Raw genomic sequence first — 13777 nt, 5'->3', positions numbered from 1 at the left:
CATGGCGATTCGACAGGACAAACCACGTAAGAGTGACCGCGGATTCCATCAGGGTTACCCATCCGACGCTCACCGGGGGCAGGCCCAACGAACCGGAAAACTGCAGATGGTGGTCAAGTTGGAGCCAGATTATCCGGCTGCAGGCATCATTGTCCGCGGACATATCACCAGCCAGAGCATCCCCGTCATCTTCGCGGTGGTGCGCCGGGTCAACGCAGCCGTGCCCGGCGTCGATATCTCCGTGGATCTTAGCCTTGCCGGCATAACGACCGAGGCACTGGAGGAACTCAAGGAGGTCTCCAGGACCGGCATGCTGCCTTTGGCCGCGGATCCTGCGAGGGTTCCATGCCACCTCCGGATTCTGGAATCCTCGAGGCAAATGGCCTGAACGGCTGTCGATTGCAACTTGACGAAAGCAGGCAACAACAATGAGCAATGACCACACGATCGCCGTCGGCGTAAAGGACTCTACCCAAAGCGAGGCCGCACTGGTTTGGGCTGGCCGGCGCGCCGAAAAGCAGCATGCACCTCTCGTAATCCTTCATGTCGTGGATGATCGCTGGCTTGTAGAACCCGGCTCCTGGAGGGCGTCCCTCGCTCAAACCGGCGAAAAACTGCTTCAGGCTGCGGCGGCCCGCATAGGTCAGCGTTTCGACGTCAAATCAAGCACGGAACTACTCACCGGAAGTGTGGCGGCGGCCCTTGGTGATTACGCCCGAAAGACCTCCCTGATGGTCATCGGTTCGGGAAGCCCCCATCTTGGCGGTTCCATGACAGACCGGGCTCTGCAGATAGCGGGCGCCTCCTCGGGGCCCGTGGCCGTCGTCGGGACTGCAAACGACTATGAGGACAGGCACGGAATCGTGGTTGGCGTGGACGGTTCGGAACACTCCCTCAGGGCCGTTGCCTTCGCTGCCGCAGAGGCGGATCGCGAAGGCCAGGAACTCACTGTGCTCCATGCTTACAACGCACCTGATCCGGTCGCGGATGCCGGTTTGGCGCCCGCGGAACTCAGGCAGTTGATCAGCGAACAGGAGCGCATTGTGCTATCTGAAACGGGGGCCGGACTGAGCAACTCCTATCCCGACCTGGCCATCAACAGGGTTTCGGAACCTCACAAGGAACCAGTGCGGGCCCTGGTGGACGCAGCTGCCAATGCACGACTGCTCGTTGTGGGAAGCCGCGGACGTGGAGGATTCTCCCGCCTGTTGCTTGGTTCGACTGTCCATGGCGTCCTGACTCATCTGCCCTGCCCCACCATCGTCATCCCACCCGCACACACTACGGAGAGCGACTAGCCTGCGCGGGTCCTGATGCCAGGTTCTCGTCAATAATCCGATTCGCGCGCTTGCAATCCTGAATGATGGATCCATAAAATAGTCAAATACAGATGCGGCGAACAAGGAGTCAATGGTGGAAACCTTTTCGGATTTTCGGGCGCCCTTGTATGAGGTGAAGGCCAATCTGTTCAAGGGTCTGGCCCATCCGGTCCGGATCCGGGTGCTGGAGTTGTTGTCGGCTGCCCCTGAGGTGTCGGTGACGGAGATGCTGGCTGCAACAGGACTGGAGGCCTCGCACCTGTCCCAGCACTTGATGGTGTTGCGCCGCTATCATCTGGTCACAGGTGAGCGCCGGGCGTTGCAAATGTTCTATTCGCTGGCGTATCCGCAGGTCGCCGAGCTGCTTTCGGTGGCGAGGCTTTTGCTGAACGACATGCTGCGCACGACGCGGGATCAGCTCGAGTCGTCCCAGGAAGTGTCCCGCGGGTCCGCTGCTGAAGCCAGCACGCGGTGAAGGTTTTCGCCGCAGGCTTGGCATTGCTGCCTGGCCGGCAAGACTATGCCGAACTCCCGCGCACCTGGAAGGGGGATCTGGTTGCCGGTGTCACCGTGGGCATCGTAGCCCTGCCGTTGGCGTTGGCATTCGGGGTCAGCTCGGGCGCGGGCGCGGCGAGCGGCCTGATCACCGCCGTCGTTGCGGGCGTGATCGCGGCGTTATTCGGAGGGTCCAATATCCAAGTCTCTGGACCCACGGGCGCCATGGTCGTGGTCCTTGGCCCGGTCATCGCCGCTCATGGGCTCGGCGCCTTGGCGGCGGTCTCCGTCATGGCCGGGGTGATCGTGCTTGCTGCGGGGCTGCTCAAGCTCGGCCGGGTGGTTACGTTGCTGCCTTGGCCGGTGATTGAGGGGTTCACGGTCGGTATCGCCGCGATTATCTTTCTCCAGCAGGTTCCCGCAGCGTTCGGGTCTGGTTCCGGGTCCAGCGGCAATGCCGCAGTCTCGGCCTTCCAGGCCCTCGGAACAGTTTCTGCTGCCTCTGCCTTGGCTCCGGCCGCGCTAGTTGCGGTGGTGGTGCTGATCATGGTTGCGGCACCGCGGATCCATCCCCGGATTCCCGCCTCTCTTATCGCTATTATTGTGGCCAGTGTCACGGCGCAAGTCCTGGATCTTCCGGTGGCGAGGATCGGCATCCTGCCCCAGAGCCTGCCTTCCCCTGTCATTCCTTCCTTGGACTGGGCGACACTGGCAACCTTGGCCAGACCGGCGGCGACGATTGCGGCCCTCGCGGCGATCGAGTCTCTACTCTCGGCGCGGGTTGCCGCCTCGATCTCCGATACGGGCCCCTACGACGCGGACCGTGAACTTTTGGGCCAGGGCCTGGCCTCCGTGGCGTCCGGCTTCTTCGGTGGCATGCCAGCCACCGGAGCCATCGCCCGCACCGCGGTGAACATCCGCTCGGGCGGCAGGACACGCCTGGCCGCCATCACCCATGCCCTCCTCCTGTTGGCCGTGGTGTACCTGGCCACCGGCCCGGTTTCCCGCATTCCGCTTGCCGCCCTTGCAGGGGTGCTGATGGTCACCGCGACCCGCATGGTCTCGCCCGCCGCGCTGCGCGCCGTGATCGGATCGACCAGGGCGGACACGGTCGTGTTTTTCGTCACCGCGCTCATTACTGTGTCCTTTGACCTGATCGAGGCCGTGGAGATCGGCATCGCCGTCGCTTCCTTCTTTGCCCTGCGCTCCTTGGTTCGCTCCAGCGGCGTCCACCGGGAGGAAATCCCCGGCCCGGTCCACGACGGGGACGAGCATATCGCCATCTTCAGGCTCGACGGAGCCCTCTTCTTTGCCGCCGCCGAACGCGTCCTGGACCGGGTCAGCGCGATCCAGAACGTCGACGTCGTCATCATCCGCATGTCACAGCTACAGACCCTGGACGCGACCGGTGCCAGGGTCATCACCGAGATCGTTAATGCCCTTGAACGGCGAGGGATCACCGTCCTCATCAAAGGCATCCAGGACCGCCACCTTCGCCTCCTCACCCGGGTAGGAGTCCTGGAATCCCTGCGCCACCACAAACACCTCTTCACCGAACTGGCCCCGGCAGTGGAGCACGCACGCAGCCACGTCGCCCGCGCGGCCACCGCGCGTGCCACCCGAACCCACGGCCCGGCCCTTGAATCCAACCCGGCCCCCACCTCAGGCCCCACCGACGAATGAAGAAGGTGTGTCAGCGCCTAGTCGGTGCCGCCCCATTCCCCCGCACGACAGGCGGGGCGCAAATGGGTACTAGGTGTTTGGGCGGACCACGCACCACTCGTTGCCCTCTGGGTCCAGGAGCACCTGGAAGGTCCCAGGACCATCCACATGAATCGCGCCAACCCTGACAGCGCCAAGGGCAGCAGCCTCATCGGAAGCTTGCGCCACGTCCTTCACAAGGACATCAATGTGCAGCCGGTTCTTGAGCTGCTTCACCTCAGGTACCCGTTGGAAGGCTAGCCGCGTCCAGCCCGGCGGGTCGATATACGACCAGTCATCACTTCGGTGTACGGGTGTACCACCAAGAATCGACGACCAAAACCGCGCAAGCGCGGCAGGGTTCTGACAGTCAACGACCACTTCATCAACGCTCCCGATCATGAACCGAGCATATTGGGAGCCGATCACATCACTCACCTATGACTGCTTGCGTGTCACAGCCGTACGTCCTTGGAAGTGGGACACGCGTGTACGGGGCACTCCCCCGCTCGCCCCATTCCGCGTCATGTCAAGTCCGGGATGTTATTCCAAAAACATGCAAATAAACGACTCTCACGGTGACCAGTGACGACACGTGCCCGAGGGGGCTTAAATGATGGCGTTCATGACGTTCCAGCCTTGGCCGACCTGGATTCTAGGCATCCAGCCGTAGTCGCCGGCTTCCGGATAGAGCCAAAGTATGCCGGTGCTGTCCCGTGCAAGCAGGTCGGGCCGGCCATCCCCGGTGAAGTCCCCCGGGACCATAATGGCGCTCATGACGTTCCAGCCCTGCCCTGACTGGAACCGGGGAAGCCAACCGCCGGCACCGTCGCCGGGGTATACCCACAGCAGACCTGCCGAGTCCCGGGCCAGGACATCAGGCTCCTCGTCCGCGTTCAGGTCACCGGCTCCAAGGATCGTCGTCATGCCGTTCCATTGCTGACCGACTTTGCTCCTGGGGAACCAACCCCCAGTCCCGTTGCCTGGATACAACCAGAGGTCTCCGCCGGGGTCCCGGGCAAGGACGTCGGGGAAGCCGTCGCCGTCGAAGTCCCCCGCGCCGGCAAGGGCCGTCATCGACTGCCAGCCTTGCCCCACTTGAAAACGTGGAAGCCAGCCGCCATCCCCATCCCCCGGGTATAACCACAACAACCCGGCAGAGTCGCAGGCCAACACGTCGGCCCGACCGTCGGTGTTGAAGTCACCCCCGGCGATGATGGCTGTCATGGAGTTCCAGCCCTGGCCAACGCGTCCAGAGGCAAACCAACCGCCAGAACCGTTGCTGGGGTAAAGCCAAAGCCCTCCATTGCCGTCACGGGCCAAAACGTCAATTCGACCGTCCGAGGTGAAGTCCCGGTTGGAAGGGTCCCGGATAACCGCTACTGCTCCGACCGGCGAGGGGACATAGACAGAGTGTGATACCGGGTCCACCACGGGTCGACCGGGTTTGTGAAACGAAACTAGAGAGGACACCGCACTGCCATGAATTACGGAAACCGTGTGGAGATCGGGACTTGCCACGTACGCGGTGTGGGTTGATGAATCCACCGCAACATCCCGTGGAAAGGGAACATCAATCGCCCGCACCACCGCTCCGCCGTTGATCACTAGGACTTTCTTGTTGAACTCGCCTGGAACGTAAACGTCATGGGTTACCGAATCGACAGCAATAGACCAACCGCTTGCCGCCGGGATGGTTTTCGTGACGGCACCATCGACAATGACCGAAACCGTGGCCTTGGAATAGTTGCCTGCGTACACGGCGTGCGTGGAGCTGTCCACAGCGATCGACCACACGTACCCCTCATCCTTCAAGGCGATCGTGCCAGTGACCTTATCGCCCTCAATGACAGTCACACCCACCATTCCGCTGGCGATGTAGATCTTGCCGGTGCCTGGGTCCAGTGCCAGATCCTGCGACCCCTCAGGAATCGGAATAGTGGCCGTCACGGTTGTTCCATCGATGACCGCGACGGCGTTGCGTGTTGATTCGAGCGCGTACACCGTGTGCGTCACCGGATTCACGGCCATAGACTTCGCAGCGACGGCGATCTTGCTCATCGGGACACCGTCCTTCAGAACGGAGATGGCTCCGTCTGCGCCCACGAAAAGTGTCCGTGTCGTCTGGTCGTAGGCAACCGCGGACGCGGAGTCGCCAACCCCAATCCAGTCGCTCACCTCTGGAGCTGCCATCGCAAGGCTACCGCCTCGAGCAGCAGCGGCGACGAACGTGAGGGCGATAACCAGGGCGATGCCGATACGAGCCAGATACCTGCGCATGTGGCTCACATTACAGCCGGTTTGCCGTGCCCGAGGTGGGACTCGAACGCGAGTCCCAGCCACGTCATTGCTGGGAAGTGGCGGAAATATGCGGAACTCGGCACAGTCCGGTGGCTGACGACGCAGCCTGAGGTGGAAGGTGTGGACATTGTCCGCACTCTCTTTTTTGTCCAGTCGCGACCACCCGCGCCATCCGCTCCGGCCGCCGGGGCGGCGGATGAAGCTCACGTGACCGTCGCTCTCATCCGCCCGGACGGGGCGTGGGCTGTTCCTTCCGTGCCAGGTCAAATCCTCGGCCCGAATGGGATACTAAGCTATGGCTTTTTCCTCGGGCAGGGGCACTCCGGGTGTGGTGGCAGTGGTCGGTGCGACCGGCCGGCAGGGATCGGCCGTGGTCCGTCACCTCCTCAAAGACGGGTGGCAGGTGCGCGCCCTGACCCGAAATCCGTCCAGCGACGCTTCGCAGGCCCTGCGCGCGCTCGGCGCCGAGGTCCAGCAGGCGAACACCGAGGATCCCGGCTCTCTTCGGACACCGTTCGAAGGGGCCTACGGGCTTTTCAACGTCCAGAATCCCATGACCAGTGGAATCGACGCCGAAGTCCGGCAAGGTAGCAACGTGGCGGAGGCCGCAGCTGAAGCGGGCATACGCCATGTGGTGTACGGGGCGGCAGGAGTCAGCGACCAGCCGACAGGCGTCGGCTCCTGGGACTCAAAGCTGGTCATCGCCCGGCGCTTTCGCGAACTCGGACTGCCACTCACCGTGCTCCGGCCGATGGCGTTCATGGAACTGATGACGGACAAAGGTTACTACCCACAGTTTTCCACCTGGCACCTGATGCCAAAGCTGATGGGCCCCACCCGGCCGCTGGGCTGGCTGTGCGTTGACGATCTGGGTGCCATCGCCGCCCGGATGTTCGCCGACCCCGAACGGTGGAGCGGGGCGGTGCTGGGACTGGCGTCGGACGTGCGGTCAATAGACGAGTGCCGCACTCTATGGCAGGAACGGACCGGACGAAAGCCCCGTGGGTTGCCAATGCCGGAGAAGTTGTTTGAACGGTTCGTCGGGAAGGACCTCACCACCATGTGGCGATGGCTGCGGACCGGGCAGTTCGACATGAGTACGCAGGCAACGCGCGAGATCCTGCCCGAGGCCCGGACGATTATGGAATGGCTGATACAACGGCCAAAGTGAGCGGTGCTGAGCAGGCGGCAGTGCTTACAAAGCCGGTAGTTGTTTGTGCCGGCTGCTTGTTGCGTTTGGCTACGTGCAAGGCGTCCTCAATGTCGAGGTACACGGTCACGCGTCCTCAAGGCGGGTCAGCAACTCGGCGTCATGGCCCACGACGACATCCAGGCCCTCACTGATCTCACGCCGGCGCGCGTGTCGCTGCAGGACCCGCTCGGCCCCCTGCAAGAGCAACGCTGACTTGGAGGTATGTTCCTCGTCCGCCAGCCACTGGGAAACAGCACGACCAAACCAGCTTCGACGCCGCCTTCAGCAGCCAGGACTAAGTGTTTGGGCCCGCAGCTCAACTGACAAGCTCCCGGGGCCGGGATCGTGGCCGCTCCACACATGACGACTAGTAGTGGACTCTATATACATGGTAGATATTCACCACTCGGCAGATACCGTTGGTTGGGGCAGCCTTCTCCGCAGATTGCCTGCTCGATGGCACGAAGCGACACCGAGCATCATGACAGGACCTTCCGCACCGGCACGACGACAGGACGACGCTTATCGGCGTTAGACATGGGAGCAATCGGATGAGAGATTCACGCGTTTGATGTTCCAGCGCCTTACGCCGCTGACGGAGCATTCCGACAAGGACGCTTCTTAATAGCGCGCATTTGAGCTGGCAAGCGGTGTTGAAGTGCGGTTTCTCTTGCTTTGACGGGGAAGCAGTTCCTAGCATGGGCGTTGTGGAGGAAGCGCGTCGGGTCGCGCTTGCCGTGCTGGACACCACCAGCACGACGGTCAACGATCTCTGGGTCTCGTTCTGGAGCATGGGCGGCAACGCCGATGTGCTGGATCTGGACGCCTATGTCCACGGATTGGCACCTTTCAGCGCCTCCGACAAGCTGGCTTTGGAGGCCGCCGTCGAGGAAATCAGCGCCCCGAACTGAAGCGAAATCCCGGACCAAAAAAGGGCCCCTCATCCGTCTTGCCCCGGTTAATACCCGCTTCTACAATGCTGGATGTGGACACTGAGGAGCAGCACGAAAACTTCCAGCGACTTCACCAACTCATCGCTGGTACCGATGACGTCAAGTCCTTTCTGGACGGAATGACGCGCTGTGCGGCTGCGACTTTAAGCCGCGCCACGCAGATCAGGATCGAATGCGCAGTCACTCTATGGCGCCGGAAGCGGGCCGTGACCCTGGCCGGGAGCAGCGACGAGGCGATCCTCTGGGATGGGATTGAACAGGGCCTGGGCGACGGCCCAGCCCTGGAAACACTCCAAACCGGCCAGCCAGTGGTGGTGGCTGACACCAGCGCCGATAATCCGTGGCCCAAGTACACCAGCACTATCGCTGAGGCCGGTGCGCGTAGTGTCCTCGCGGCACCACTGGAGCTGGGCCACGACGCCTCAGCGGCCCTGAATTTCTTCGCCCCCGAAGCGGGGGCCTTCACCAAGGACGTAGTGAACGAAGCCATGGTCTTCGCGGACATGGCCGGTCAGGCGTTGCGGCTGGCGTTGCGGATCGCCACAGCTGATTTGCTCACCGAAGATCTCAAAGCCGCCATGGCCCGCCGCACCGTCATCGATCTATCGACCGGGATCATCATGGCCGAGAACAACTGCACCCAGGAAGAAGCTTTCGCGTTCCTTCACCAGGCATCCCAGAATCGGAACCAAAAACTCCACGACGTCGCCGGGAGCATCATCGCCGAACGCAACGGCACCACCACGGCACCCGTAAACCATTTCGACGATTAAGGCCAACACTGGAAGCACGCATCTTCGACACGCTTCTTGGTTCAGTAGTCGCCGTCGTTGTCTTTGCCCTTTCAAGCAACGTGGTCACGTTGGTGAGGTCCAGGACGTGGCAAGCGCCTGACAAACCTCCTGTTGCGGGGCCCGCTCTGCGTCCCAAAGCCACGGGTTAGAACGCAGAGCAGGCCCCTCAACGCACGGGGCTACGAGACCAGGGCGCGGTACCGCGCGCGGCGGGCCTGCAGCCGTGGGAATCCCGAACCGGCCAGCGCTCCCGAACCGGCCAGCGCTTGAAGTTCGACGCCGATCACCTCACCCATGCGTCGGCAGAAGTCCACGGGTTCCTGGGCGGCATCGGGGCGTTCCTCCAACACCACGTCCACCACTCCCCTGCCCGCGAGCGCAGCGGCCGTGATGCCTTGGCTTTCTGCGAGCGCCGGGGCGTGCGACGTGGTCCGGTGGACGATGACGGACGCGCCTTCGGGAGGCAAGGGAGCAAGCCAGGCGTTCCGGGCGGCAAGGGTACGGTCCGCGGGCAACAGGGCCAAGGCTCCCCCGCCGGTCCCCTGGCCGAGTAAGACGGACAGAGTGGGGGTTCCCAATCCAAGGAGGTCGTAGAGCGCCCGGGCGATCTCCGCAGCGAGCCCGCCTTCTTCGGCTTCCTTGGATAGGGCTGCTCCGGGGGTATCGATGACGGTCACCAGGGGAAGCCTGAGGTCTTTGGCAAGACGGATTCCGCGTCGGGCGTCCCTTAGGGAGGCCGGTCCCATGGATTTCCCCGAAGCACCGTGACGCTGATGACCGACCACCACGCAGGACGTGTTACCGAAACGGGCCAGGGCCACGAGCATCCCGTTCTCCTTGGCACCGTCGCCGGCACCCCGCAGGAGAACCACGTCGCCGGCACCGTCACGGAGCAGTTCCTCGGTTGAGGGCCTCAAGGGATCGCGGGATCGCTGCACTGCGTCCCACGCGCCGGTTTGTTGGGTTTCGGGCGCGGCCGCTTGCCCAAGCCCGGCAGCTTGCCCAAGTCCGGCAACAGCAGCACTTGATGAACCACTGCTCCGCGCCCGCAATAGATCCAGCACGCGGGCAAAGTAGTCACTGAGCCCCTCGGGAGGAACCACGGCATCCACGTGCCCGTGATCGAACAGATTCTCGGCGGTCTGGACACCGGGCGGGAAAGCTTCGCCATGAAGTGCCTCGTAAACGCGCGGGCCAAGGAAACCCAGCAGGGCGCCCGGTTCCGCCGTGGTCACGTGCCCCAGCGAGCCCCAGGATGCCATGACTCCCCCTGTGGTCGGGTGCCGCAGGTAGACGAGGTAAGGAAGCCCGGCGTCGCGGTGGGCCTGGACGGCGGCAACGATTTCCACCATGGCCAGGAAGGCGCTGGTTCCTTCCTGCATGCGGGTCCCGCCGGAAGCGGGCATGGCCACGAGCGGCAGGCCGAGTTGGGTTGCGCGTTCGACGGCGGCAACGAGCCTTCGTGCCGCATCCCGCCCGATCGAGCCGGCCAGGAAAGCGAAATCGGAGACCACGACGGCGACGCGATGGTTCCGTATCCTGCCCTCGCCGGTGAGGACTGACTCGTCGCTGCCGGATTTCTCCGCTGCGGCTATCAGGTCTGCTGCGTATCCCGGTGCGGCAGAAAGGCCCACCACCCCACGCACCGGACTGTCCCACGAAACGAAGGTGCCGGCGTCGAGCATGTGCTCAAGCAGTTCCCGGGCGCCGAGGCGGCGACGCATGGCCATGGCGGTCATTCAGTCCTCCTCCCCTGTGGACAACCACTCACGAATGCTTGCGTCGTGCTCGTTGAGCAGCGGCGGTGCCGTGTGTACGCGGCGGGTGGACTCGGCTCCGGCAACGTTGTCGAAGAAGCGCAGCGGCGGGCCGGGCAAGGTGACCGGGCCCAGGAGCGGGTGCTCGACGTCGAGCAGGAGTCCCTGTGAGGCGAGCTGTGGCCACTCGTAGACTTCCTTTAAAGACCGGACTTTGCCCGCGGGGATGCCCGCGTCGGCGAGCTTCGCGAGGAGGGGCTCAGCGTCGTACTCCGCGAACGCCGCTTCCACGACGTCGATAACGCGCGAGCGGTTACGCACCCGGTCCGCGTTGCTTGCAAGACCCTCAGCTGCCGGATCAAGGCCAAACGTGGACATGAAGGCTGCCCAGAGCTTTTCGCTACCGACGCTGATCTGCACGCTCCCGTTGCGGCAACGGAAGAGTCCGTAGGGCGCGATGGAGGGGTGGTGGTTTCCCTGGGCCTCAGGCGATTCCCCGGCCACGGTGACTTTGGTTCCCTGGAAGGCGTGCACCCCGACGAGGGACGCCAGCAAGGACGTCCGAACCACTTGGCCCTGACCGGTCCGTTCGCGTTCGAGCAGCGCGGCCACCACCCCGTATGCGCCGTACATGCCGGACAGGAGATCGGCGATGGGTACGCCGACGCGTTGGGGGTCCTCGGGTCCGGAGCCGGTGAGCGACATGAGCCCGGCCTCGCCCTGGAGGATCTGGTCGTAGCCGCTGCGGTGGGATTCGGGTCCGTCGTGGCCGAAGCCCGTGATGGACAGGATCACCAGCCGGGGGTTGATCGAGTGCATGGCATCGGTGCTGAACCCGAGCCGTTCCAGGACACCGGGGCGGAAGTTTTCCACCACCACGTCGGCGCGCTCGAGGAGTTGCCGCAGGGTGGTCCGGCCATCGGCGCTCTTGAGGTCCAACGCCAGGGATTCCTTGTTGCGGTTGCAGGACAGGAAATAGGTGGCCTGCGGATCGTCTTCGGGTCCAACGAAGGGCGGGCCCCAACCACGGGTGTCGTCCCCGGTGCCAGGGTTCTCGATCTTGATCACCCTGGCACCGAGGTCACCCATCATCATGGCGGCGTGCGGTCCCGCGAGGGCCCGACTCAGATCCACCACGAGGCGGCCGGACAGGGGGCCGCCCGCTTCATGTGGAACAGACTGCGGTGCTTCCGTGGCGCGGGTTTCGGTCAATGCTGAAGTCATGGACATTCCTCCAAGATCAGTTGCCCAGGCGGGACAGGAGGACGGCGACGGCGGCCGAGACTCCGCCGGCGAGGGAACCTTCCAGCTCGGGGGCGAAGAAGGGTGAGTGGTTGACGGGGACAGCGCCGGGTCCGTCAAAGGCGGAGGCGGGCGTTCCGCCGAACATCCAGAACACGGACGGCACGCCAATCGCGGTACCCAGGTGACCGAAATCTTCGCTCCCCATCATCGGCGGGGTGACCTCAACGGACTCCGCCCCCAGCGCACCGCGCAGTGCCTCGAGAACGTAAGGAACGGCGTCGGGGTCGTTGAAGCACTGCGGGAAGCGGTACATCTCCTCAATCTGCGGGGTAGGCGCACCGGAGGCGGCGGCTTCGGCCTCGATGATGCGACGAACGGCGCCAAGGACCTGGCCACGAACGTCGTCGTCGAAGGTACGGATGTTGAGCGTGAACTCGGCCGAGGCCGGGATGATGTTTTCCTTGAGTCCGGCGTGGAATGTTCCAACGGTCACGACGGCGGACTTCCGCGGGTCCAGCTCACGGGACACGATAGTCTGCAGCCGCGTAACCATGTGCGCGGCCATGACGATGGGATCGATCGAGTCCTGCGGCTGCGACCCGTGGGACTGCTGGCCGTGGACAGTAACCCTGAGTGAATCCGCCATGGCCGCGACCGGGCCGCTGGAGATGGACACGGTACCCACCGGGCGGGGCATGACGTGCTGCCCGAACACTACTTCCGGCCGTGGAGCCTTGTCCCACAGACCGTCGTCGAGCATGGCCAAAGCACCTGCCGCAGTCTCTTCGCCGGGCTGGAAGATCAGCACCAGGGTCCCCGCCCATGCGTCCCGGTTTCCGGCGAGGATTTCGGTGGCTCCCAGCAGGCTCGCCACATGGGTGTCGTGGCCGCAACCGTGCATCACCGGAACTTCGGCGCCGTCCAGCATGCCCTTGTCCGTACTGGCGTACTCCAAACCCGTCGCTTCCTCGATGGGCAGTCCGTCGGTGTCTGCGCGGAACGCAACCACGGGGCCCTCGCCGTTGCGCAGGATGCCCACAACACCCGTACCACCGCAACGGAAATGTTCCACGCCCAAACCGTCCAGTTGTTCTTCGATTAGCTGTGCGGTGGCGTGCTCCTGCATGGACAGTTCCGGGTGGGCGTGCAGGCGGCGGTACAGGGCATGGAGCTTGGTGGTCTGTTCGCTGTCGAGTTCCAGGGCGGTGGCGGTTTGGGTCATGGTGATCTTCTTTCTGGTGCGTTCTGTGGGTTTGCCGTGCGACTCGGGTTTACTCGATGTGGATGGGTTTGGCCGCTGCCACCTGCTTCCCGCGGAAGAACCATGCCAGGAGGATGGTGCCGAGGACGGCGATGGCGGTGGACACCATGGCCAGCGACGGCACCATCGGCAGGACAACAAAGACGACGACGGCCGACACCAGTAGCGCGAAGACGGTGGTGCGGGGCTGCTTCATTGACACGATGGCCTGAACCAGTACCGCACCCAGGACGGTGGGCAGGACGTACAGCCGCGTGACCGTCAGCACCGACGGCGGAATGACGCTGATCAGCCAACTGCCCAGCAGTCCCACGAAGACGGCGAGCGACGTCAGGTGGACCACCGCCGCACCACAGATAGCCACGACGGCGGCAAGTTCGGCGCGCTTGCTGCCCGGCTTTGCGCCGATGTTCGTTTGGGCGATGAGCGCGGCGGGGAGGAGCTTGTTGGAGATGTTGCCGATCATGAACGCCTGGTACATGGCCGCAGGGCCGAGGATCGGGAAGTAGGTCAGCGGTTCGACGATCCAGATGATCCCGAACGTAGCGGCCACTGCGGCGAAGGCGATCCAGAGTTGGGCGGGTCCAATGTCCAGGCCGCTGGCGAATACGAGGTACAGCGGTCCGGCCACGGAGATCAGCAAACCCGCGATCATGGTGATTTGGCCCCAGCGGGAGGTGGTCCGATTGAACTCGGCCATGGCCGTGCCGGTGGTAGGAGTGATGGCGGCAGAAGTTGTGGAAGTCATGGGGATATTCC

General features: G+C 63.8%; 13 protein-coding genes. 7 read left to right on the top strand and 6 right to left on the bottom strand.

The window, feature by feature from the left end; genetic code table 11:
- Nucleotide 1 precedes the first annotated feature (1 nt).
- The 4 genes from LDN90_RS11155 to LDN90_RS11140 all read left to right on the top strand — a co-directional run bounded on the left by LDN90_RS11155 (nt 2) and on the right by LDN90_RS11140 (nt 3497).
- Entirely contained in the window at nt 2-388 is a 387-nt protein-coding gene (locus tag LDN90_RS11155) for a hypothetical protein (RefSeq protein WP_216923603.1), read from the top strand.
- A 40-nt stretch (nt 389-428) separates the two neighbouring features.
- The gene (locus tag LDN90_RS11150; RefSeq protein WP_223949109.1) at nt 429-1298 is read left to right on the top strand and encodes a universal stress protein; all 870 of its coding nucleotides are present in this window, start codon (nt 429-431) and stop codon (nt 1296-1298) included.
- 112 nt (nt 1299-1410) lie between these two features.
- A complete protein-coding gene (locus LDN90_RS11145; protein WP_223949108.1) occupies nt 1411-1794 on the top strand; it encodes a metalloregulator ArsR/SmtB family transcription factor in 384 nt (127 codons plus the stop codon).
- Nucleotides 1791-3497 carry a SulP family inorganic anion transporter gene (locus LDN90_RS11140; RefSeq protein ID WP_223949107.1) on the top strand — a complete coding sequence of 569 codons (1707 nt, stop codon included), beginning with the start codon at nt 1791-1793 and terminating at the stop codon, nt 3495-3497. Before LDN90_RS11145 ends, LDN90_RS11140 begins: the two co-directional genes overlap by 4 nt.
- Before the next feature lie 69 nt (nt 3498-3566).
- Here the strand turns inward: LDN90_RS11140 and LDN90_RS11135 are convergent, their stop codons facing one another.
- Both LDN90_RS11135 and LDN90_RS11130 read right to left on the bottom strand, forming a co-directional pair.
- Nucleotides 3567-3917: a VOC family protein gene (locus LDN90_RS11135; RefSeq protein ID WP_223949106.1), complete on the bottom strand. Its 351-nt coding sequence runs from the start codon at nt 3915-3917 to the stop codon at nt 3567-3569.
- Nucleotides 3918-4124: 207 nt separating this feature from the next.
- On the bottom strand, nt 4125-5795 hold the full coding sequence (locus LDN90_RS11130; protein WP_223949105.1) for an FG-GAP-like repeat-containing protein: 1671 nt from the start codon (nt 5793-5795) through the stop codon (nt 4125-4127).
- A gap of 316 nt (nt 5796-6111) precedes the next feature.
- Between LDN90_RS11130 and LDN90_RS11125 the strand changes: the two genes are divergently transcribed.
- The 3 genes from LDN90_RS11125 (at nt 6112) to LDN90_RS11115 (ending at nt 8734) form a co-directional block, all read left to right on the top strand.
- Nucleotides 6112-6987 (top strand): NmrA/HSCARG family protein, encoded by an 876-nt coding sequence (locus LDN90_RS11125; protein ID WP_223949104.1) that lies wholly within the window; start codon nt 6112-6114, stop codon nt 6985-6987.
- A gap of 719 nt (nt 6988-7706) precedes the next feature.
- Complete coding sequence (locus LDN90_RS11120; RefSeq protein ID WP_216923562.1) at nt 7707-7919, top strand: hypothetical protein; 213 nt, start codon at nt 7707-7709, stop codon at nt 7917-7919.
- Between the two features lie 65 nt (nt 7920-7984).
- Nucleotides 7985-8734 carry a GAF and ANTAR domain-containing protein gene (locus LDN90_RS11115; protein WP_223949103.1) on the top strand — a complete coding sequence of 250 codons (750 nt, stop codon included), beginning with the start codon at nt 7985-7987 and terminating at the stop codon, nt 8732-8734.
- Between the two features lie 200 nt (nt 8735-8934).
- Here the strand turns inward: LDN90_RS11115 and LDN90_RS11110 are convergent, their stop codons facing one another.
- From LDN90_RS11110 to LDN90_RS11095, 4 genes are read right to left on the bottom strand one after another with little or no spacing between them, the layout of a single operon-like run.
- Nucleotides 8935-10494: a carboxyl transferase domain-containing protein gene (locus LDN90_RS11110; protein ID WP_223949102.1), complete on the bottom strand. Its 1560-nt coding sequence runs from the start codon at nt 10492-10494 to the stop codon at nt 8935-8937.
- Nucleotides 10495-11736, bottom strand: a complete 1242-nt coding sequence (locus tag LDN90_RS11105; RefSeq protein ID WP_223949101.1) for a CoA transferase — start codon at nt 11734-11736, stop codon at nt 10495-10497.
- A 16-nt stretch (nt 11737-11752) separates the two neighbouring features.
- A complete protein-coding gene (locus tag LDN90_RS11100) occupies nt 11753-12979 on the bottom strand; it encodes an amidohydrolase (protein ID WP_223949100.1) in 1227 nt (408 codons plus the stop codon).
- A 49-nt stretch (nt 12980-13028) separates the two neighbouring features.
- Entirely contained in the window at nt 13029-13766 is a 738-nt protein-coding gene (locus LDN90_RS11095; protein WP_223949099.1) for a hypothetical protein, read from the bottom strand.
- Between the last annotated feature and the right edge of the window lie 11 nt (nt 13767-13777).

Source organism: Arthrobacter sp. NtRootA1 (assembly GCF_019976975.1).
Classification (GTDB): Bacteria; Actinomycetota; Actinomycetes; order Actinomycetales; family Micrococcaceae; genus Arthrobacter; species Arthrobacter aromaticivorans.
The sequence above is the reverse complement of the archived record's forward strand: the minus strand, read 5'-3'. Positions and strand labels throughout refer to the sequence as shown.